The 22,366-nt window shown below is 43.8% G+C and carries 21 protein-coding genes; 9 read left to right on the top strand and 12 right to left on the bottom strand.

The genetic code is table 11. The annotated features are described in order from the left end of the window. From R7041_RS03810 to R7041_RS03800, 3 genes are all read left to right on the top strand, one after another. A partial coding sequence (locus R7041_RS03810; RefSeq protein ID WP_318128594.1) for a universal stress protein occupies positions 1-321 on the top strand: 321 nt, incomplete at its 5' end. 166 nt (positions 322-487) lie between these two features. Beyond that, positions 488-1,105 (top strand): NAD(P)H-dependent oxidoreductase, encoded by a 618-nt coding sequence (locus R7041_RS03805; RefSeq protein ID WP_005375391.1) that lies wholly within the window; start codon positions 488-490, stop codon positions 1,103-1,105. Further along, the gene (locus R7041_RS03800; RefSeq protein WP_005375390.1) at positions 1,102-3,066 is read left to right on the top strand and encodes a monovalent cation:proton antiporter-2 (CPA2) family protein; all 1,965 of its coding nucleotides are present in this window, start codon (positions 1,102-1,104) and stop codon (positions 3,064-3,066) included. The genes R7041_RS03805 and R7041_RS03800 overlap by 4 nt, the downstream gene beginning before the upstream one ends. Before the next feature lie 92 nt (positions 3,067-3,158). Here the strand turns inward: R7041_RS03800 and R7041_RS03795 are convergent, their stop codons facing one another. Then, a complete protein-coding gene (locus tag R7041_RS03795; RefSeq protein WP_005375389.1) occupies positions 3,159-3,452 on the bottom strand; it encodes a hypothetical protein in 294 nt (97 codons plus the stop codon). A 245-nt stretch (positions 3,453-3,697) separates the two neighbouring features. Here R7041_RS03795 and R7041_RS03790 point away from each other — a divergent pair, with 245 nt between their 5' ends. After that, on the top strand, positions 3,698-3,991 hold the full coding sequence (locus R7041_RS03790; RefSeq protein WP_047101698.1) for an ArsR/SmtB family transcription factor: 294 nt from the start codon (positions 3,698-3,700) through the stop codon (positions 3,989-3,991). A gap of 108 nt (positions 3,992-4,099) precedes the next feature. Here the strand turns inward: R7041_RS03790 and R7041_RS03785 are convergent, their stop codons facing one another. Beyond that, a complete protein-coding gene (locus tag R7041_RS03785; RefSeq protein ID WP_258512580.1) occupies positions 4,100-5,449 on the bottom strand; it encodes an alpha-amylase family protein in 1,350 nt (449 codons plus the stop codon). A 520-nt stretch (positions 5,450-5,969) separates the two neighbouring features. On the opposite strand from R7041_RS03785, the gene R7041_RS03780 reads away from it, so the two are divergent. Both R7041_RS03780 and R7041_RS03775 read left to right on the top strand, forming a co-directional pair. Beyond that, positions 5,970-6,326 carry a MerR family transcriptional regulator gene (locus R7041_RS03780; RefSeq protein WP_047101703.1) on the top strand — a complete coding sequence of 119 codons (357 nt, stop codon included), beginning with the start codon at positions 5,970-5,972 and terminating at the stop codon, positions 6,324-6,326. A gap of 58 nt (positions 6,327-6,384) precedes the next feature. Then, entirely contained in the window at positions 6,385-6,765 is a 381-nt protein-coding gene (locus R7041_RS03775) for a carboxymuconolactone decarboxylase family protein (protein WP_054728771.1), read from the top strand. Between the two features lie 74 nt (positions 6,766-6,839). Here R7041_RS03775 and R7041_RS03770 read toward each other — a convergent pair whose 3' ends face one another. After that, positions 6,840-7,070, bottom strand: coding sequence for a PAS factor family protein (locus R7041_RS03770; protein ID WP_005375384.1), 231 nt, complete (start codon positions 7,068-7,070; stop codon positions 6,840-6,842). Positions 7,071-7,352: 282 nt separating this feature from the next. After that, the gene (locus R7041_RS03765; RefSeq protein ID WP_005375382.1) at positions 7,353-9,779 is read right to left on the bottom strand and encodes a M9 family metallopeptidase; all 2,427 of its coding nucleotides are present in this window, start codon (positions 9,777-9,779) and stop codon (positions 7,353-7,355) included. Between the two features lie 448 nt (positions 9,780-10,227). Between R7041_RS03765 and R7041_RS03760 the strand changes: the two genes are divergently transcribed. After that, a complete protein-coding gene (locus R7041_RS03760; RefSeq protein ID WP_171342505.1) occupies positions 10,228-11,205 on the top strand; it encodes a hypothetical protein in 978 nt (325 codons plus the stop codon). Positions 11,206-11,236: 31 nt separating this feature from the next. Here R7041_RS03760 and accD read toward each other — a convergent pair whose 3' ends face one another. Beyond that, a complete protein-coding gene (gene accD, locus R7041_RS03755) occupies positions 11,237-12,100 on the bottom strand; it encodes an acetyl-CoA carboxylase, carboxyltransferase subunit beta (RefSeq protein WP_064354563.1) in 864 nt (287 codons plus the stop codon). A gap of 141 nt (positions 12,101-12,241) precedes the next feature. On the opposite strand from accD, the gene R7041_RS03750 reads away from it, so the two are divergent. Then, positions 12,242-13,141, top strand: coding sequence for a LysR family transcriptional regulator (locus R7041_RS03750; protein ID WP_171342504.1), 900 nt, complete (start codon positions 12,242-12,244; stop codon positions 13,139-13,141). 147 nt (positions 13,142-13,288) lie between these two features. Here R7041_RS03750 and R7041_RS03745 read toward each other — a convergent pair whose 3' ends face one another. Both R7041_RS03745 and R7041_RS03740 read right to left on the bottom strand, forming a co-directional pair. After that, positions 13,289-14,848, bottom strand: a complete 1,560-nt coding sequence (locus tag R7041_RS03745; protein ID WP_017635256.1) for a methyl-accepting chemotaxis protein — start codon at positions 14,846-14,848, stop codon at positions 13,289-13,291. 550 nt (positions 14,849-15,398) lie between these two features. Further along, a complete protein-coding gene (locus tag R7041_RS03740; protein WP_206949069.1) occupies positions 15,399-16,475 on the bottom strand; it encodes a nickel/cobalt efflux protein RcnA in 1,077 nt (358 codons plus the stop codon). A 135-nt stretch (positions 16,476-16,610) separates the two neighbouring features. Between R7041_RS03740 and rcnR the strand changes: the two genes are divergently transcribed. Further along, positions 16,611-16,883 (top strand): Ni(II)/Co(II)-binding transcriptional repressor RcnR, encoded by a 273-nt coding sequence (rcnR, locus tag R7041_RS03735; protein WP_005375370.1) that lies wholly within the window; start codon positions 16,611-16,613, stop codon positions 16,881-16,883. Positions 16,884-17,149: 266 nt separating this feature from the next. On the opposite strand, the gene R7041_RS03730 is transcribed toward rcnR, so the two are convergent. The 5 genes from R7041_RS03730 to otnK all read right to left on the bottom strand — a co-directional run bounded on the left by R7041_RS03730 (position 17,150) and on the right by otnK (position 22,355). Then, entirely contained in the window at positions 17,150-18,643 is a 1,494-nt protein-coding gene (locus tag R7041_RS03730) for a GntP family permease (protein ID WP_206949070.1), read from the bottom strand. After that, positions 18,643-19,602, bottom strand: a complete 960-nt coding sequence (gene denD / locus R7041_RS03725) for a D-erythronate dehydrogenase (protein ID WP_258512578.1) — start codon at positions 19,600-19,602, stop codon at positions 18,643-18,645. The genes R7041_RS03730 and denD overlap by 1 nt, the downstream gene beginning before the upstream one ends. 61 nt (positions 19,603-19,663) lie before the next feature. Then, positions 19,664-20,440: a 2-oxo-tetronate isomerase gene (gene otnI / locus R7041_RS03720; protein ID WP_017635261.1), complete on the bottom strand. Its 777-nt coding sequence runs from the start codon at positions 20,438-20,440 to the stop codon at positions 19,664-19,666. Continuing rightward, on the bottom strand, positions 20,440-21,087 hold the full coding sequence (locus R7041_RS03715) for an aldolase (protein WP_005385078.1): 648 nt from the start codon (positions 21,085-21,087) through the stop codon (positions 20,440-20,442). Before R7041_RS03715 ends, otnI begins: the two co-directional genes overlap by 1 nt. Positions 21,088-21,098: 11 nt before the next feature. Next, positions 21,099-22,355 (bottom strand): 3-oxo-tetronate kinase, encoded by a 1,257-nt coding sequence (otnK, locus tag R7041_RS03710; protein ID WP_025998665.1) that lies wholly within the window; start codon positions 22,353-22,355, stop codon positions 21,099-21,101. Positions 22,356-22,366 lie beyond the last annotated feature (11 nt).

The raw sequence follows: 22,366 nt of genomic DNA, 5'->3' as shown, positions 1-22,366 counted from the left end.
TTTATTCATATTGATGGTACGCACGGAGAAATCTATCGTGAGCTTGTAGACATTAAAGAAAACCCGGATCAAAGGCCATTGAATGAGCATTCAATGGAATGTTTAACAACATTTAGTGATTACATGGATTACCCACTTAAACATTTCTTCGTAGGTACTGGCGACTTGGCTGATAAATTAGAGGTCACCATTAAAGAGCAAGAAGTGGATCTTCTGATTTGTGGCCACCACCAAGATTTCTGGAGCAAGATTATTTCTTACTCGAGACACTTAATTAACAAGTCACCGGTGGATATTCTAGTCGTCCCTATTCATGATTAGTAAAACGTAACGCTTCCCAAAACCACCAATTTATTTGGTGGTTTTTTATTGATATTGAAACAGCTTAAACAGTTTTCCAAACTAGCTTGGCGATCATTTATGAGTTACATTTTCTAACCAACCCGCGCTCCTACTGGGCATGGTTATTTAGATAGCAAGGATCCCTATGGCAAATAAAAAAGTACTCATTCTCTTTGCTCATCCTTCCCAGCATCGTTCAGAAGTGAATACTCCACTTTTCAAAGAAGCTCAAAAAATTGAAGGCGTGACATGTGTTGATCTCTATGGCGAATACCCTCGTTTCGATATTAATATCGACCGTGAGCAGCAACGCTTACGTGAGCATGACGTGGTGATTTTCCAATTTCCACTATATTGGTATTCAACGCCTGCGATTTTAAAAGAGTGGCAAGATCTGGTTTTGGAATATGGCTTTGCTTACGGTACAGATGGCACAGCACTGCAAGGTAAGACCATGCTTTGTGTGCTGTCTGCAGGGGGTAAAGAAGAAGCTTATAAGGCAGAGGGCTACAACCACTTTACGATTCGTCAACTGCTTGCGCCTATTGAACAAATGTCCGCACTGACCGGCATGAACTACATTGCCCCTCTCGCGATGTTTGGCGCACGTACAGCAGATGAAGAAGGGCGAATCCCTCGTCATGTCGAGCGGTACAAGAGCCTGCTAACAGCTTTAGTCGAAGATAGGTTGGATGTTGAAGCTGCGGCGTCATTAATCAAGCTTAACAGCGCATTGCCAGAGCTCATTAAGGAGGCTTCATGACAGGGATATTCTTACAAGCCTTCGTATATTTGATTGCTGCTGTAATTGCAGTCCCACTTGCTAAGCGTTTGGGACTTGGGTCCGTTTTAGGCTATCTCATCGCAGGTGTGGTCATTGGCCCAATTATCGGTTTAGTCGGTGAAGAAACAACAACAATCCAGCACTTTGCCGAGTTTGGCGTGGTGATGATGCTGTTTCTCGTTGGCTTAGAGCTCGAACCCAAAATGTTGTGGGCGATGCGCAATCGCTTAATGGGCTTAGGAGGTCTGCAAGTCGGCGGTACCGTCGCGGCGATTATGGGTATTGCCTTGTATTTTGACCAGCCTTGGACCATAGCCTTAGCCATAGGTTTGATCTTCGCCCTCTCTTCTACTGCGATTGTTTTGCAAACTTTTAGCGAAAAAGGATTAACGAAGACGGAAGGTGGACAAAACGCTTTCTCCGTGTTGCTTTTTCAAGATATTGCAGTGATACCAATGTTGGCGTTCATTCCTCTATTGGCCTTACCTGAATTAATTGAACAGGCACAGTCCGCGGCTCAAACAGCCGCAGCGCACCATGAAGAATTAAGCCTCGTTGCGGGGTTGCCCGGCTGGGCATACGGCATCGTAATCACAGCATCGATTGCAATCGTCGTCGTTGGTGGACACTTTTTAAGTCGACCTCTGCTCAATTATGTGGCTAGCTCTGGTTTGCGAGAAATCTTTACCGCAACTGCACTCATGCTGGTCATTGGTATCGCTGCACTGATGAGTTTAGTGGGCTTATCTCCTGCCTTAGGAACCTTCTTGGCTGGCGTTGTATTGGCGAACAGTGAATTCCGCCACGAGTTAGAATCCAATATCGAACCATTTAAAGGCCTATTGTTAGGTCTGTTCTTTATTACCGTTGGCGCAGGGATCAACTTCTCGGTCCTTTTTGGTGATTTCTGGTTGGTCATGGCATTGACCATTGGCGTGATGGTTTTGAAAGCCTTGGTGCTGTTTATTCTTGCACTGATATTTAGGGTGAAAGGCAGCAACCGCTGGCTGTTTACCCTAAGCTTGGCTCAAGCAGGTGAATTCGGCTTTGTGCTTCTAAGCTTTTCAGTGCAAAACCACGTCATCCCATTTGAACTTTCACAAACTCTTGCGTTAGTGGTTGCGATTTCGATGTTCCTGACACCAGGTTTGTTTATTCTGTTTGATAGAGTGATTCTGCCGCGCTTTGAAAGCCAGTCAAATGAACGCGAAAGCGATACGATTGAGGAAACAGGCACGGTGATCATCGCCGGCATCGGCCGCTTTGGACAAATAGTGAATCGCCTATTGGTATCAAACGGCGTGACTACCGTGGTACTTGACCATCAATCTGACCAAGTCGATAACATGCGCCAGATTGGCACTCGCGCCTATTTTGGCGACGCGACTCGACCAGATATGCTACATACAGCCGGCATTGAGCACGCCGCTGCGTTGGTTGTGGCGATTGATAACCAAGAATCGAGTGTAGAACTGGTGAAGTACGTTAAGCACACGTACCCAAAAGTAACAGTGATTGCACGTGCCTTTGACCGTGGACATGGCTATCTTTTGCGTCAAGCGGGGGCTGATATTATTGAATCAGAGACCTACCATTCTGCATTGGAGATGGGCGGTCACACAATGAAAGCCCTTGGCATTCACCCCTTCTTTGTTGAACAGCAGAAGGCGACATATAAGCGTGTTGAAGCACGTAAGTCAGAAATACTCTACAAAGCTTGGGAAGATGATTCTGAAGGTGAACGCTATGACAACAATTTCCGACAACTGTTTATTCAGTTAGAGGAGAAAATGGCGGAAGAGATGCAAAAAGATCGTCATGACAAACTATCGCGGTCAGAACGTGGTTGGACACCGCCACCTAAAGGTTACGCCGATGACTTTAATGAAGATAACGTCCAAGAGCTAACACCACCAAGAGAAGAGCCTATCCAACGATAACGCACTCCATATTAAAAACCTCCCGCTTGGGAGGTTTATATTTTTTCAGTACAGAGCCACACGCCGTGCAGGATAAAATGATCTTCTCGATATTACATAAGATCATTCATTAAAATCTCATACTCTTCGTTTGCTTCTTCCACTAAATGAGAAAGCTCTAACGCATCAGTAACTGCAAGATTGAACTGCCACGGAGTTGTGTCTTCTTTACCACAGATTCGAGTTTCACACCCACGACTCTCAAAAGACAAATCATCAAACTCTGTGGTGTGGCGCTCTTGAAGTTCAACAATCTCAACTTCTAATTTACCGACAGGATTGACTTTAACGTGGGCATGTAACTCCGAACTGTTAGACAAACAATAATCTCTATGAACCGCAATCATGGCCGCCTCCTTGGTCTGCCAACTGACAACTCAACATTGAGTGTAGACGAGGGATTTTGAACGTGGCGTGAAATAATAATGAAGATTGATCTGTCTCATTAGAACAGACAACTGTTGTCATGAAGGCATGAGCCAGTATGAATCTCATCTGATTTAAATTGTTCTGAGATCGTAATAGTTGGCATTTACTGAGACTTTCCCTATTATCGAAACAAAATTACTGTGGTCATTCTTTAGAGGTCAGTATGGAGCTTGAAGCCGTTGCTAAAGCACTAAAAGAGTTAGGGCATCCGACTCGTTTAAGTATTTACAAAGAAGTCGTCAAAGCGGGATACAAAGGTATCGCGGTAGGCGGCGTACAAGAAAAGCTTGGCATTCCAGCATCCACTCTCTCTCATCATATCTCGAGCCTTGCTTCAGCTGGTCTTCTCACCCAGCGCCGAGAGGGTAGAACCCTTTTTTGTGTTGCAGAATATCAGTGCTTAGATGACGTAATTGTTTTTTTAAAAGCAGAATGTTGCGTTAACGAGTGCTCATAAATTTCTAGCAAAAACGAGAGAGTTTGAGTTTCTATTGAACTTCAGCAGAACGTGAATGACGATGAAAAACATACACACCGAAGTTGCTAAGCTCGGTGTGTACATCTTCTAGTTCGCGACAAGTAACATCGACGACTTAGATGGTACGATTAACTTACCGTCAGTTGGAATGATTTGTTCTGTCATCAAATCAACCCAATTGCCATCCGTTTTTAATGTCAAAGACTGTTGACGCTGTGATTTATTAAGCACCACAATACCTTTGTCACCTCGCTTAAGTACGAGCATGTCATCGTTACCTTCAAGAACACTCATCGGCTCGCCATGCGTCATATTATGGAACTGGATCATTTTTGCCATTCTCGGGTCGCTCCATGCACCTTGCCACCTTGGCTGACCATTTTTACCTTTAATACCGCTGGTGTTTAAGTCGGTATAAATCAACGGCACACCGCCATCTCGGCCTAGAATATAGGCATAAGCTAACCATTCGTTTTCCTCGTCCATGATGAGATCAAGAAAGACATCATTGTTAGGAATATCATGTGTGATAGCAAATGTAATCGCACGACCGGGGGACAAAGCCTGACCAAAACAATAGGGATCAATCAGAGACTTGAAGCTGCCCTTTGTAGCAAACGCCTTAAACATGGTTGAGAACAAAGGGAAATCGTACGCACCTAGGCGAGTTTCCTGTAGATACGGCTCAAGAAACAGCTGATACTCTTCTTCCGTCGCACCGCCATCGGTAATAATTTCACCAAATATATGCACATCCCGCGTGATGTCGTCTGTCCAAACACGCTTAAGATGCTCTAACGTCATGTGTTTCGCAGCGTCAATACGAAAACCTTTCACACCAATAGCTTTCAGCGCCTTTAGGTACGCTCGCTGCTGCTCAACGACATGGTCACAAACACGAAGAGTTGGCAAGCCAGGATCGGTTGGTCCACCTGTGATACGTCCGTTTTGAACCTGCCACTTATCTTTCCAGTCTTTGATGCCGAATGCTTCAACAAAGTCCTCTTCATCAAAAAGTGGTTGAGATAGATCGCCAAACAACGCTAGCGACTGATATTTCTGTTTGTTGTTCTGGTATTCCTCCAAGACCTCTTGTCTTGGGTACTGAAGGTCTCTGCGAAGGTGGGCCTCATTTGCCATATGGTTAAACACTACGTCGGCATAAACCCACACACCAACTTGCTCCAGTTCACGAACCATATGAATAAAATCTTTGGTATCACCCAAAGCATTATCGATAACACGATAATCTTGTGGTTGATAACGCTGCCACCAGCGCTCATCGTGTGCGCTTTTCATTGGTGGCGAAACCAACACAGAGCCATAACCAAGCTCGCGGATTTCTTTTGCTCGTTGGGCAATGTCAGCATACTTCCAATCAAACGCATGTAAGATAACGTTTGCACCGAATGATTGTGTTTCCTGTGAGCCACTCATGTTGTTCTCCTGCTCGTTTCCACTCACGATTACTTGTTTGCATTTTTTTGTGAGTGAATTCAATAATCGAAATTATAAAAGCTATTCATCAGAGGCACTCACCCTTTTAGCACTAACTCAAGGCTGAAATCGAAGGCGTAGCGACTCATCCATTGCACAGCGATAAATCGTTCTGAGTGAATAACGGGCACACGACATACAACCCGAACAGACCAACACAAAACTAAGGCATTGTTTTGATTAACAAAAACTTAAATTCAAAAAGATAGAACATAAGACCTATGTACGCCCTAAAATAGGCCCAAAGGATAAAAATAGCCAAGCCAACCCGTTGAGTAATCAATTGTTAATAAAACGAAACTGGCAGATGGATCACGTTTGGCGCGTTTCAAAAATCCAGTAAATCACCATACCTAGCGTTAAAAGACTAAAGATTTCTGTTTGTATCTGTCCCGAAATGACTTCAAAATGCGAAACTTAGCTTATCTCTATGGGGTATGCTCTACCTTGGAGGATAATAATGAATATCAAAGAATTTTCTGACCTCGTCGGGCTATCTGCTCATACACTTCGATACTATGAAAAAATCGGTTTACTTAAACATGTCCATAGAAACGCGAGTGGACATCGAATGTATAGTTCGAAAGATCTAAACTGGATAAGCTTTGTTAAGCGTTTAAAAGAAACTGCAATGCCACTTGAAGAGATTCTAGAGTATGCCAAATTAAGGGAAGTCGGCTCTCAATCTGTACCACAACGTCAAGCCCTGTTAGAACGCCACCAAGAAAACCTCAAACGCCACATTGAACAACAGAAAAAGCACTTATCGGCTCTAGAAGAAAAAATTGCCTTGTATAAAAGCGGAAAAGTTCGTTGACTTAGAGTTAACTCTAACGATTAAGGTGTGTTTACGTTTATTCACTAGGAACATACCGATGGAACAATCACGCTTTAACAAAGGATTAGAACTACTCTCTCAAATTGATGGCGACGCTGGTCATAATGTCATCGAAAGCTTACAAGATATTTGTCCAGATTTAGCTCAGTACACCATTGAGTATCCGTTTGGCGATATTTATGCTCGCCCGGGCTTAGACCTAAAATCGAGAGAAATCGCAACCGTCGCCGCGCTAACGGCAATGGGGAATTGCGCGCCGCAACTAAAAGTGCACTTAAATGCAGCGCTGAATGTAGGCTGTAGCGAGGATGAGATTAAAGAGATCATTTTGCAGATGTCCGTCTACGCAGGGTTTCCCGCGGCATTAAACGGCATGTTTGCATTCAAAGAAGTGCTAGCGGAAAGAGCAGAGCAATAACGACGTTGAAATCAATTTAACCGCAATTAAAAACGGCCCTTGGGGTTCGGGCCGTGATTAAAACAACGAGTGAATTAGCGCTCAGGAGTTTCAAGCAGTTTAACCGCGCAATCTACCGCGTTGTTAATGCCTTGACTGCTCTCCAACTTGCCTGAACTTGCAGGACCAAGGGCACAAGAATACAAAGCCAGCTGCTTATCGAACGGCAGATCCAACTGTTCATAGAGATTTTGTCGGATTCTTGCATGTTGTTCTGGTTCTTGGTTAGCAAGGCTAATCAACGTTTCATAAATAAGCGTTTTCATGTCTTTCCCTTTTCACTTTATTGCACGGGGTGCATATATATTGTATCCATTTGGGAAACACAAATCAGAAGCTAGGTCACAGAACGCGTCGCTAAAAAAGTTTATGTGCGCGGTAAATTGCAATACAAACCTAAAGCCGTTTAGAAAAAGGGCAACTGATAACTCGATAGATCAGCCGATTAACTAGCATTCGCCGCTGTTTGTTTATAATCGTGTCCGATATAAACAAAAACGTCGCTGTATCAGCGACGTTTTATCTCGACTTTAGTTAATCGAACCTGTTTAGTTGAAGTGCACTAGCATTTCAACGTCATCGCCTTGCTCTGGAGCCTGAAGAGCGAAGTGCACGTACCCTGCTTCAGTAACAGGAATCGCAAGGTATTCATTGCTGCCTGCATAGTTGGACGCATACTCGTGCTGCTCTACTGTAGGCCAATGCTCCCTACTCGCGTATAGATCGACATTACCAGTTTGAGAGTGAGCCGTTAGCCATACACGAACCTCTTCTACACCTTCAGGCACATAAACTGCTGCATAACGCTGCTTGTGAACGGTAAGCATTTTGGCTTCACCAGACTCTAGTACCACAGGTGCTAAATCATCTTGCACTTGGGTTGGCGGTGTTTGCGCTTCCACTTCTAACGCAGCCACAAGATTTACTGAGTCATAGCTATCACGTCCAGTTAAGCTGATGTAGTAACGACCCGCTTTAACGTAACCATCTTGCTCTGGTTCAAACACAATCTCTTCATTGCTGCCATCAGCATATTGACTCATTTCGAAATCATAGTAATGCGCGACTTTGTTGTAGCTCATGTAAAGATCCGCATCACCCGCACCCTCAATAGATACATTGAAGTTAACGGTGTTGGCTGGAACATCAACGTAGAACAGTTTTTCGCTGTATGCTTCGCCACTGAGCTGAAGGCTTTGGTTCGCCGTCAATTCAGTCACTTGTGCTTCAGGGCTTGTTGGTTCTGTTGGCTCTTCTGGGTCTGTATCAGGTTGCTCAGGTTCCACTTTTAATGTGTCCAACCAACGTTCAAACTCAGCATCGTATTGTTGACCTAAAGACGTCACCTGCTGTGCCCATTGTTCGAACTGGCCAGAGCGCGACAATGCCAACAAGCTTTCGACGTCTTGTGGATGATTTTCTAACATGAATCGAACAGCTAGATAACCCCAACGATAGATACGATTGGTATCGTGAGAGTACGTGGTATCAAACACAGTGGAAAGGCTCAGTTTACCATCTGCAATCAGCTCAATCGCAGCTTGGTAACCTTGCTTGTAATGCATGTATTCAGCAAAACCTTCTAGCCACCAAACAATATGACCATGAGCCAAGTTATCGCTGAACGAACCGTATTGGTTAAATCGTGCATCTAAATAGTGCGTGTATTCATGTTCTAGGTTCAAGATAGAGAGATCTTCACCATTCGCGTAGCGATAAGCGACGAAACGCGCAGTATTGTCCGCTTTTGAAGGGTCACCTTCTAGGTACTGACCACCGTTGTCCGTTGTATTACCAAATAGGAATGAAGAGTAATCAACGTAACTAGTGTTACTCGCGAATACCGCCACTTCAACACGATCATTCAAATCATCAGCGACAGGTTGATTACCCGTATTCGCAACTCGATGGAAGTCGGCTTCTTTTGCCGCTAGCACTTCACACGCTTTCGCTGCTTGAGCATCGGTCAGATCCTCAGAGCGAATAATGGCAGGTCCCTGACATTCAAAACGATTTGGCATTACACGTGCAGCTAAATCTTGCTTGGCTTGCTCAATATTCAGACCATTTAGGCCTTCTGGTGCGTAGTAGCTCATCATTTCAACGGCAGCAAGCCATAGTTTGTCATGCTCACTACCCAGTGGATAACGCTGCATCACCTGTTGCATTACTGCCAATGCTTTGCGTTTGGTCTCCTGATCTGGGCTCGCGAGCAAACGACCAGTTTCACGTAATGCATTGAAAACGATAAAGCTTGCATCCGTATCTAATGCCCAAGCATTATCAGATGCGAATTTCACCAACGTATCAATATGGTGTGTATTGTTTGCCATGTATCGGTAGAACGCATCGTTCGCCGCATGGCCTGCCATAGAGCGGAACAAGTTGTTTAAACCATCGACCCATTGCGTGTCCTGCGCGGTTTCACGATTAAAGTGCATCAACGCGGCCATCATGCTATCCATGGTCAGCGGCAACTGCTTAACGTTATCAACCATCAAAGTCAGGCTCTTCATTGCACCAACTTGTTCACGACCTTGATCCAAAGCATGAGGGTTGTTTAGGAATAGGTTCGTCGACTGAGCAAAACGCTGACTCAACGCTTGCGAAAACTCGGGTGTACCAGTACCAGCGTTGTAGCGAACGTAGTAGGCCGCTCGAATAAATTCGCCTAGGTTCTCTAGAATACGAGCTTGATCTGCTTCACCACGATAGCGAGCGATTTCTTGATCCAGCGCGACTTGGATACGGCTTAGGCTCGCTTCACTATAGATATCATTCAGCGTTTCTGAAGGTGCTGAAAACCAAGCGTGGTAGCAATCATACTCAGCACCAGAAACGGCAGTAGCCAGATCTCGCGATTGTTGTAAATCAGCAACAGCACACTGATTTTGTGCAAAAGAGAAGCCAGACACACTCGCTAGCATACAAGCAAGCGCCAAACGATGGCGCGGGAAAAAACGGATATGAGACATAACAACACTCATTGATTATTAACATACATTGAGTGGGGGTTTATATTCTTTACAGCTCAAACAGTGAAATCAGTGTCATAAAATTTATGAAACCGCTCCCAAAAATAGGTCTTTTACTCTAATTAAATGGGAGCAATCCCACTCCCAAAAAACTCACAATTATCAATAAAAACATTAATTTACCTTTTTCTAAATAACGACTTTATGAGGAAAATTGCCCTTAAACGCCCCCCTTAACTCTTCCAGATAGAGTTCACGACAATCAAAGGTTCTAAATTAAATTTTGATGCTTGATACCATCTATTTTTATTTGTGACTCATTCCCAATAAGTCATAGAGTGCATATCAAAAGGTTGGCATTAATGGTAAATTCTCCGCCAAATCAAACACATTTACTCCTCCAGTCATTGATGAGTGAATAAAGCAGATATTTGGCTAGGGATAATACATGTCACTTTGGGGATTTTTGGGAGCGGGGATTGCCTACTTCATGACAACGTTTGCCTTTGTTTTTGGCGGCATTTTTTGGTTATGTGCTGAAGGTAATACATTAAGAGAAACAAAGCGCCAATCATCAATAATGTCCGGGGTTATTGCTTGTACTATTGGAACTTGGGTGCTTGCTTTTGGTGTTTACGTTTACGGTTACTTTTGGGATAACTCTTCTCACTATTATTTTTATTTGCTCGCTCCATGGGGACTTGCCATTTTTGGGGTAAAACTTCGTAACCGCTGGGTTAAGCAATACGCGCGTGTAAAACACGCAAAAGAAGAACAGTGGCAAAAGCACTGGCGAGAATTATTAGGGGAAGATACTGAAGAGCTTCCACCATATACACATGATTACGAGCTCTACTCGGGCATTTGGCAAGCCAATGAAGCGCTCCAAGAACAGTGTTTTGCAGCCCTTCCTCACGGGAAAGCAGTCTACGAGAGAGTGAAAGCCTTCCAAACGATGGCCTCCCCCGCTGGTGACATAAACAATCAAGTTTTGCTGAGTAAACTCGATCAACTAGAGGGTGAAATCATTCAAGTTCTTGAGCAACACTCGCAAAAGAAAGTAAGCATTGAAACTGGCGCAGGTACTTTACACAAAGAGTCAAAACGCAATGTTTATCACCATGAGAATGGCCCAACAGAAGAGCAACTGTACGACTCAATCAACCTCCAACATGATTTGGATCGAGAGCTACGCAACATTATCTATGATCGGCTCGGTTACGATGGCGAAGATGAGTACTTTTTCCTCCAAGCGCCACTCGAAGAGCTTACCGAGAATGAAACCGCAATCAACTGGATGCTCTGGGGGTTAGTAAGCGACCATTTTGCTGTTGACCCATACCAAACGGCGTTGGATCTCAGCCTAATGAATGCGGAACCAAGATGGGGGCAAAATGAACGGTTTGTAATGATTACGGCTCAATAAACGCAAGTACTAAGTCTAACTTTAATACAACCTATTCTGAGACCACCCTCGCGTTGGTTAACTTAGCCAGTAAGCGGCCAACGCGATCGCGCATTTCACGTCTATCGACAATCATATCTAGCGCACCATGCGCTAGTAAAAATTCACTTCGCTGAAACTCGTCTGGTAGCTTTTCACGTACCGTTTGCTCAATGACCCGTCTTCCCGCAAAGCCAATACTTGCTTTAGGTTCACCAATATTGATGTCTCCTAACATGGCTAAACTCGCCGAGACGCCACCATAAGTTTGGTCCGTCAATACTGAGATATAGGGTAATCTGTGCTCAGATAAGTGGTTTAACGCGGCGCTGGTTTTTGACATTTGCATGAGTGCCACCAAAGACTCTTGCATGCGCGCCCCTCCGCAAGCGGAAAAACATACTAACCCAGATTTTGTATTAATTGCGCTTTCAACTGCTCGGACAAACTTCTCGCCAACCACTGCGCCCATCGAGCCTGCCATGAAAGAGAATTCGAATGCACACGCAACAACAGGCAGACCCAATAACTTGCCCTCCATCACCACCAACGCATCTTTTTCTCCAGTCGTTTTCTGTGCTAAAGCAATTCGCTCTTTATATCGCTTTAAGTCTTTAAAACCCAAAATATCTTGTGGCTCCAACTCACTTGCCAACTCTTGTTGTGTTCCATGGTCCAGAAAAGAGATCAACCTTTGACGCGCAGCCATTCTCATGTGATATGAGCATTTAGGGCATACTTCCAAATTTTCTTTTAACGCGGCACTATAAAGTATTTGTTCACACTCAGGACACTTTGTCCAAACGCCCTCAGGGATAGACGCTTTGCGCGAACCTATTATATTTTTATTCTCAAATAACCGTTCTAACCAGCTCATAAATTCACCACTATTGATTACGTTCTAGCGCGATATCTCGTTGTTTGTTCGCTTAAACTTGTAAATAAAATTGTATGTAACTTAGTACAGGGATAAAGTGCGATATGCTGGCTTGATAATCCAATAAAATGGGATAATGAAATGTTTGATAACGTTGACCAAATCTGGTTAAAAAGTTTTCACTGTGTTTATGAGAACAACAGCTTTAAGCGAGCCGCTGAGTGTTTGAATATACCAACATCAAATGTCAGCCGACACATTGCCCTGCTTGAAGAAAAGTTAAACATTAGGTTGTTCAATAGAACAACAAGGCGAATGACGCCTACCGAGGCTGGAGAAGAGCTCTATAGCAGCACTCGTCCGTTATTGGAGCAACTCAACGCCGCACTAGAAACGGTAACGCGCCACTCACACACGGTAACAGGGGAACTGCGAATTCTTATGCCAGACACACCTGTACTGGCAAAAGCTATTGTTTCCTTTTGCAATCAATATCCAGCAATCTCTTTGCATTGTGATACAACGCTCGCCCCTAAAGGCGATGCTATCGATGGCTTTGATATAATATTGAGTTTTCATAGAGGGACTTTGTCAGACAGTAACTGGGTGGCGAGAGAGATAAAACGCTGGCCCAGTACCATTTTAGCCGCGCCTCAACTAATTGAGAAATACGCCACCCCTTACAAAATTACGGATCTAAGTCATGTTCCCTGCATCACGACGCTTACCGCAGTAAATGGTGCACCATGGGTATTCAGAAACCCTGTTGGGGGCCATATTACTCAAACTGTGCAATCTTCATTCAAAGTAAACAGCGGTCATCTCGCCAGATATGGCGCGTTATCAGGGCTTGGATACGCAATATTGCCAATTGAGTCATGCCAAAATGAGATCAAAAATGGTGAGCTAGAAATCGTCACTCTAGAGTACGAACCTGAGGATTTAGTGCTTTACGCCTTTTACTCGTCTAGAAAACATGTAGCTAAGAAAATATCTATGTTTGTTGAACATTTAAAGCAAAACGCAAAACTTAACGCCTAGCTAAGCTTTACTCAACTAATTTATCGTATTCTGTTTTATCGTCTAGAAAGGACAAACACCGCTAAGCGATTTGAGACTCGATTTTTTCAAATAAAAAAGCCAGCAATTAACATTTACTGGCTTTTATTAAAGAGGGTCAGTTGGCGTTTAGATTCTAAACGCTCCTACGTGACGATCGAGTGTTCGCGATAGCTCCGCGAGTTGTTGACTTGATTCTTCTAGTTGCTCACTCGCCGTTAGCGCACTTTTCACTGAGTGGCTGACGGTATCCATGTTCATATTAATTTCGTTTGCTACCGTTGATTGCTGTTCTGTTGCGGTTGCTACTTGAGTATTGATATCTGAAATAGTCGTCACTTGTGCAGCTATTGCTTCTAAAGCCTGTCGAGCTAACTCGGTTTCTGCCGTTCCTTCTTCAATAAGAGTCTTACTATTGCTCATTGAATTCACCGCACTTTGAGCTTCAGTTTGTAGCTGGTGAATCATGTTGTCAATTTCATCGGTAGAATGAGCCGTTTTAGTCGCTAGGTTGCGAACTTCATCAGCTACGACTGCAAAACCTCGGCCGGCATCACCAGCGCGTGCAGCTTCGATAGCCGCATTGAGAGCCAATAGATTGGTTTGCTCCGAAATACCTCTAATCACCTCTAGAATACTACCAATCGACTGAGTATTTTCAGCAAGACTCACGATAATGTTGGAAGTGCTGTTCATCTCGTTTTCAAGATTAGTCATCGCCGTTTTGGTTCTTTCTAGCGTCGTGTAGCCATCTTGCGCTTCATTACTTGCTGCACTCGCAGCATTTGCCGCTCCAGCAGCATTGGAGGCAATTTCATTGACCGTCGCAATCATTTCGTTCATGGATGTGACAACCAGCATGGTTTGCTCGTTCTGCTCTTGCCCTCTTGTGAGCGCTTGTTGAGATTGCCCACGCAAAGCGACAGCTGAACTATTAAGCTCCACACCAGTATTTACAACTTGTGTAATAATCTCATGTACTTTCCCAACAAAAACGTTGAAAGCAGAAGAAATTTGCGCGACTTCGTCATTACCTTTCGCTGGCAAACGAACGGTTAAGTCTCCGTCTCCTTTTGAGATGTCTTGTAGAGCGTCTTTAAGCGCAGAAAGCGGTCTCATCAGTTTATTTAGCAGAAGTGACAGAATCAAAACACACATAACGAAGATCGCCACCATAGAGATCAACTGGTAAGTAATAATTCCATTCGTCGCTTGGCTCACTTCGGTAATAGGAATACCGATATCAAAAGTACCGTATAACTGACCATCCACATAAATTGGTGCCATGATGTCAAACACCCATACTTTCTGGACATCGGCATACCACTTTGAGTACTGTTGAACACCTCTCGTCGCGCCTTCAACAGTATATTCATCGTTATAGGTTTTGTTCAGCTTGTGCTTATCACTGTGGGCTACTGCCGTTACGTTACGGTCAATTACAACGGCATAACTCACGTCTGAACGTTGTTTCAGCCCCTCAACAAGCGATTGTAAATCTTGCATTGGATTGGCTGAGTTCTCCAAAATATAACTCGCATTTCCCGCTAGAAACTCAGCTTGAACTTGGGATTTGTTTAAGATGATGTCATCGATTTTCTGACTCGAAATTAGGTACGTTGATGCCATACTCGCCACGACAGCAATACCAAACATGGCGCAGACTGCTAATAAGATGATTCTTTTCATTATAATTGTCTCAATACAATTCAATTGATGCTCATTAATCGAGCGCTAAGCCTTTCTTCTCCAAAACCAACCAAACTGCATTTTGGGTCTGTTTGGCAGAGCAAGACATAACTTTATAACTATGTATCTGCTTGGTTCCCGATTACTTTAGACAGAAGGAAAAAAAGTCTTCAAAACGTCACATTTCTACGAGGTTTGGCGAAGGGACGAGTACGCAAAAGGAAACGTTTGCATAGTTAAATTTAACTATGCGACCAAATTGGTATCGAACATTAAAGAAAAGACTTCTAATTAGCGTTTTGACCGTCGGGAGCACTGTGGTCAGTGCTCCCGTTTTATCATTTAGTATCTCAGGTTCAGATATTAGAGCCACAATTGCAGCGGTTGTAATCCGAGATGCTTGGTGAAGCGAGAATGACTTGGTTTGCAGATATGGCAGCGATGTCAGATCGAGTGATTCTCAATCAAGAATCGGCAGCAAAATAGGCAAACCAAGGCATGAAGCTATTACCCATGCAAAAAGAAAGGAAAAGAATCTTTACCACAGAGTTTAACTTGTCAGCGATATGTATCCATGCATACCCATGTATAAACCAACTGCACTGATCAAGACGCCCGATAAGTAAGGAGCTCGACGTGCAACATCATTCAAACCGCTCCATTTAGATGTCGCTTTTTGCACGCCCACTGCTGCCACAACGCCAACTGCAACCAGAGTCAAGGCTAAGCCAATACTGAATGACACAACTAAAGTCGCACCAAGAGTCATTGCCTTAAGCTGCAAACAGATAAGCAAAACCGTTACCGCAGCAGGGCATGGAATCAAACCACCCGTTAATCCAAACAGCAGAATTTGCCCATTCGTCACGTCTCGATTCTCAAAGCGTTTTTGAATGTCTAAAGCGTGAGCGCGTTCGTGAGCATCTTGATATTCCTTATCTTCGCTTTCTAAATGAGAACCAGGACGGAAATGTACATCAAAGTCATGGGTATGATCATGGTGCCCGATGATCAAAGTGACAGAAAGTCCATTAGAGACTTTAATGCAAGACGCCGATTCCAAGTATCCATCACGCTCTATAAAGTTATAGATATCAGCAGGTTGATAACCATCACTCGATACCGAAACCTTGATACCTTCAGCAGTTAAAGGTTTACCGCTGAGTGTTCGCAACTGGAAACGGTGATGCTCCCCTTCCTCTGTAATCGAAAGCGAAACATGCCCATGTCCTGTATCCACAACTTGCGTCGTCCAGTCGCGAGCATGATCCTGAGCTTTGTTCCAAGCTCGCTCATCGCTCCATGTCCGCCAAAACATCCATACGCCGGTTGTCACGATAATGACCCCAGAGATAAGTTGCATCCATGGTTCAGCCGCTTCAGCGGTGAATTTCTGGCTAACATACATCCCGCCAACAGCGATTAACCATACAATTGCAGTGTGAGAAAGTGTGGCAGCTAAACCCAGCATCACGGCTTGTTTGACCGTTCCTTTCACCGCGACAATGAACGCCGCCATCATCGTTTTAGAGTGCCCAGGTTCTAAACCGTGCAAGGCGCCAAGCAAAATGGCACTGGGAATAAAGAACCACCCATTACCTTGTTGTAGTAACGCGACAAAATCCATTGTTGTTCTCTGTTGTTGATTCTAATTTATCGCAAACTATACTCCCCCCTAGTATTAAATACTACCCCCCAGTATAAATTGAGTGCTACATTATCAGTTAGAATAACTCGGCCCGTAACTTAAAGAAGATAAGACATGTCGCATACAACCAGAGATCAAAAGAAGCTCAACACTCGAGTCAGTAAAATACAGGGTCAGGTGAATGGACTTAAAAAAATGCTGGAAGAAGAGCATGAATGCCAAGATGTGTTGCAGCAGATTGCCGCTATTCGGGGAGCAGTAAATGGTTTGATGCGAGAAGTAATTAAAGGTCACTTACTTGAACACGTCGTACTTGAGGAAGACAAAACTCAACGTGAAAAAGATATGGAAGTCGTATTAAAAGTACTGGACTCTTATATAAAGTAACCCTACTTCGCTAGAGTAAAGTCACTAGGGTTAAACTCGAATATACCCTTTATAGATAATCGCTTACTAAGCGGGAAATAACAATTCCATTTCATATTGATTAAGTTGAAAATGGAACCTATATCGGTTCAAGTTAAATAGTTTATTTATAAGAACTAAAACGGCCCAAACATAGGGCCGTTCATATTATTAAAAAACTCTAAACTATCTGATAAAAATACATATTGTGATAGGTTTTTACTTTATGGAAGAGTACAAGTAAACCTTTATACCTCTTGTAATTCGACGTGCTTAGCGCTGTAAGATTTTGTAAATGCAACACACCCCAAAAGTACAGCAAGTGGTAACACAGGATCAAAGATTGAACCATGAGATCCGAAGAATAAGTTAAGAATCATGACTAATGAACCACCAATAGCCCAAGCAATTGTTGTTGGAATAGTCCAAATAATGAGTTGTTTCTTAACCTCGGTCACCCCCATTAGTCGATTAACAATATGGAATAGCGAGTCATTAAAGTAGCCAGCAAATAGAGATCCCATCGTAGCTGCCGTCGCTGCGAATAAAAGATTAACGTCAGGAATATTTACTAAAACTGGGGCAGATATAGAAGCAGCGGTTATCATGGAGACTGTACCAGAGCCCTGAATAATACGAACTAACGTCGCAATAATAAATGGAATCATAACCGCAGAAATAGGAAGCCCTGCAACTTGGTTAGCAATCTCTGCGCCCGCACCCGTTTCACGCAATACGGCACCTAACGCGCCACCAGCTCCTGTTACTAACAAAATGATGCCACAAGTGGAGATTCCTTGTTCCATCTTTTCATTCGCTTCTTCTTTGGTAAGGTTATTACCCAATGTGTAAACCGCTAATAACGTCGCTATTGATAGTGCAATAGTAGGGCTGCCGATAAAAGCGATAAATTGACCAAATGTTGTTGCAGTCAGCCCTTCGAAACCGAAAGTCCCCTCTAATAAACCCATCACTGATTTCGCAAGTATAAGTAAAATAGGGATAATAATTGGAGCGATAGATTTACTTAAAGCTGGTAGGTCTTTCGCTTCTTTACATGCAATGTACTCTTTGTGATCATTAATCAGTTGCTCACTAGACTTCGAGAAATGTTCGGTTGGAATGAATTCAGGAAACTGTTTTTCTAACCATCTTGCATACCAAACAATACCCATGACACAAGGCGCTGCGATCATCAAACCAAAACCTAACATGCTGGCAAGATCGACACCAAAGATACCAGCAACTCCCAAAGGCCCTGGAGTCGGCGGAATAGCGTGATGCGCTACGACCAAGCCGCCCGCCAGAGCAACCGTAAGCGTTAAAATCGAGCGATTGGACGTTTTTGACAAAGACTTCGCTATTGGATAAAGAATGATAAGCGCGCTATCCACAAAGATTGGGATGCTAACAATATAGCCAGTCACAGCAAGAGCGGCCTCTTCTTTCTTTTTTCCTAACCACTTTATAAAATTATAGGCAATACTTTCTCCTGCTCCAGAAGCCTCTAAAATAGCCCCCATCATAACGCCGAGACCGATGACAATACCTATACCGCCTAATGTTCCACCAAATCCTTTGCTAACGGTCGCAATCGTGTCGTCAACACTTAACCCACCAATAATACCTGCGATACATGCCGCAATTAACATCGCAATTAACACATGAACTTTTGTACGTAATACAAGAAAAACAAGGACTGATACGGCTACTATTAGTCCAATTACTGAGGTTGGTAACATTAGACAATCTCCATATTGTTAACAGAAATAAATTGTTGTAATACATCCTTGAAATTACTGTCTGCTTTAAATCCAAGCTCCAGTTCTTTAGTACAATCAATTTTTTGTGGCCAACTACTCACAATACGATCAATACCCGCATCATGCTCATAGGTAATATAATTAGAAAGTTGTTTACCCATTAGAGTGTCCATTGTTTGAATCATCTCAGCTGGTGTAGTTTGAATACCAGGTAAATTAAGCGTTCTATAGGACAGATTATTTAACTGCTCATAAGGCATTAGCCCTGCATATTGAATATTGTCCACCACTCTAGACGGGCTCGATATCCAAAGTTTTAGCGTAGGGTCTACAGGACAATTTGATTCTTGAGCATTCAAAGGCTCACGAATAATTCCGCTTACGAAAGAGCTAGCGGCAAGGTTTGGTTTCCCAGGGCGAATACAAATAGTCGGTAAACGTACGGATACAGCTTTAACAAAGCCTTTACGGGCATAGTCGTTCACCAATAACTCACCTATAGCTTTTTGCGTCCCGTAGGATGACTGAGGATGAAGTGCTGTTATTGGTGTAATCGTTTCCGGAAGATCACCACCAAATACAGCTAAAGATGAAGCAAACGTAAAACGAATATTAGGGTTTACTTTACGGCAACGCTCAAGCAATAACTGTGTGGTCGTCAGATTTACAGCTACGCCTAAATCAAAATCTTGCTCAGCATGGCTCGATACAATTGCCGCTAAATGAAAAATGTGTGTCGTTTCGGCAGTAATAACTTGGTCTATATTTTCTCGTTTTGTCATATCCATGACTAAAGAAACGACTCGGTCATCAATGCCCTCTAAGCGCGACTTTTGAATGCCGACAATAGTAATACTTTCAGCTTTGTTTTCTTTTAGTAGTGATTTGGCAAGTAGGGTTCCGAGAAAACCCGCCCCTCCAGTTATGATAATATTCATAGTCACGACCCTTTGTTTTTGTAATTAGTTTCAAGTTATTTATGGATAGAAATTAAAATTGTTATAGGTATGGTTTAACCCAACTAAGGCCCAGCTGCGTGCTATGCCTTGGGTTGTATTCACAACCGATCCAGCCTTGGTAACCAGAGTCATCCAAAACATTGAATAGGTGTGGGTAATTCAGTTCGCCTTCCGATGGTTCGTGCCTTTCAGGCACAGAAGCAATTTGAATATGGCCTGTGTATGGCGCCACATCGCGAATCAACGTACTCAGATCACCGTCCATAATTTGTGCGTGATAGAGATCGAGCTGCAATTTCACGTTTGGACGAGCCACTTGTTTGATGAGTTCCACCGCTTCACGCTGATGTGCAACAAAGTAGTTCGGTACATCGCGATTGTTGAGTGGCTCAATCATCAGCTCAACACCTTGTTCGGCAAACTTATCCGCTGCATAACGAATGTTTGAGATAAAGGTTTCAATATGCTGATCACGAGTGAAGCGAGAATCAACAATGCCAGACATAGCGTGAACCTTTTTACAGTTCAGTGCCTTGGCGTACATCAGAGCAGTCTCGACGCTCGTTTTAAATTCATCCTCACGCCCCGGAATAGCTGCAAAACCTCGTTCACCTGCATCCCAATCACCTGGAGGCATGTTGAATAACGCTTGCTCAAAACCAAACTGCTGTATCTTGCTTGCTAGTTTTTGCGCTTCGAATGCGTATGGGAAAAGGTATTCCACCGCTTTGAAGCCCGCTTGGTGTGCTTTTTCGAAACGATCTAGAAAAGGAACTTCTGTGAATAACATTGTCAGATTTGCCGCGAATTTAGCCATTACTTACCTCTCCCTTTTAGGTCTTGAATCTCAGTATCCGTTAAGTAGCGGATGTTGCTGTCTTTAAGAATGAACGCTAGCTTCGCTGTCTCTTCTAGCTCTTCTGCGTTATCCACTGCATCTTCAAAGTCCGTACCCGTGATCACTGGACCATGGTTCGCCAGGAGGAAAGCTCGGTAGTCACTTGCCCGCTGCGCAAGTTCTTCAGCAATCTGAGGGTCGCCCGGGCGCAGGTACGGAATCACTGGCAGTTCGCCAATGCGCATTACAAAGTAAGGTGTGAAAGCTTTGATGGCATTCTCGCGATCTAGACCTTCAAGACAAGAAAGCGCCGTCAAGTAAGTAGAATGCAGATGCACAATCGCATTACACTTTGAGTTATTTCGATAAATCGCCAGATGAAAAGCCACTTCTTTTGATGGCTTTTCACCAGAGATATGGTTGCCATCAATATCCACAACCGAAAGCTCTTCAGCAATCAAGCGGCCGAACGAGGAACCAGTTGGCGTTGCCAGAAAGTGTCCATTAGGCAGCTTTAGAGAAAGGTTGCCAGCGCCGCCAGTCGCATAGCCACGTTCAAACATAGAGCGAGCCATAGTGACCATTTGCTCTCGCAGTTGTTGTTCTGTCATCAATTCTTTATTCATCACAACCTCACCTATTCAAAAAACGACTGTGCTTTGGCAAAGAAGTGTTCATCGCCGAAGTTGCCCGATTTCAGAGCCAAAGAAAGCTCGCCTTCAAGTGACTTCACCCAAGGTACACCTGGTGCGATTTGAGGACCGATATGAAAACCTTTTACGGCTAGGCTTTGGGTTACAACCCCTGAGGTTTCCCCACCCGCAACGATGAAATTTTTCACACCGTTCTGCTGAAGTTTAACTGCAAGTTGGCTAAAGAATTGTTCAACCGCGTGACTTGAAGCATGCGCGCCAAACTCTTGTTGAATCGCTTTTAACGCCGCTGCATCTGCGGTTGCGTAAACCAGTGGTGCGAACTCGCTTTCGATGTTGGTCATGACCCAATCAAACACTTGATTTGAGTAGTCTTCCCCCGTCAGACACGCCTTCACATCAATAGCAAAGTGTGGCGCTTTTTCTTTGTAAACAGCGACCTGTTGGTTGGTCATGACAGAACAAGATCCAGATAACACAACGGTTGGTGCCTTTTTAGGGTTCCCCTCTTGCTTCGCATCACTTTGATCTTCAAGGTTCTCTATCCAGTTCTTAGCAATACCCGCTGCCAAACCAGAACCACCAGTTACCAGTTTTAGAGACTTCGCCGCTTGGCCAAGTGTGACAAGATGCTCTGCATTGAATGCATCAACCACTGCGTAGCGGTTGCCTTGTACTTTTAGCTCTTCAAAGCGCTCAATTACCGCTTTTGGACCTTGTTCAATTATTTGGAAGTTCACCAGGCCAGATTTGCCTTGAGATTGAGCATCCATCATACGAACTAGGCTTGAATCAGTCATTGGTGTCACAGGGTGATTACGCATACCTGAGTCGCTTAGCAAGTCCTGGAATACAAATAGATGGCCGTTGAAAACTGTGCGACCATTCACTGGTAATGATGGGCATACAATGGTGAACGCTTCACCTAGCTCTGCAAGCAGTGCATCCGTTACAGGACCAATGTTACCTTCTGCTGTGCTGTCAAACGTTGAGCAGTACTTGAAGTAAAACTGCTGACAGCCATTTGCTTGCAGCCACTTAAGCGCAGCTACTGAATCCTCGATTGCCTCATCTACAGGACAGGAGCGAGATTTAAGACTGATCACGACCGCATCTGCGTTTACATCAATCTCTTCTTTTGGAATACCGTTAAGCTGAACTGTGCGCATGCCGTTTTCTACAAGAAAACCTGCGATGTCTGTTGCGCCAGTAAAGTCGTCTGCGATAACGCCTAATAACATCATTTTTTCTC

This window comes from Vibrio sp. 1751 (assembly GCF_033339895.1).
In the GTDB taxonomy this organism is placed as follows: domain Bacteria; phylum Pseudomonadota; class Gammaproteobacteria; order Enterobacterales; family Vibrionaceae; genus Vibrio; species Vibrio alginolyticus.
This window is presented reverse-complemented; position numbering and strand designations above follow the sequence as displayed.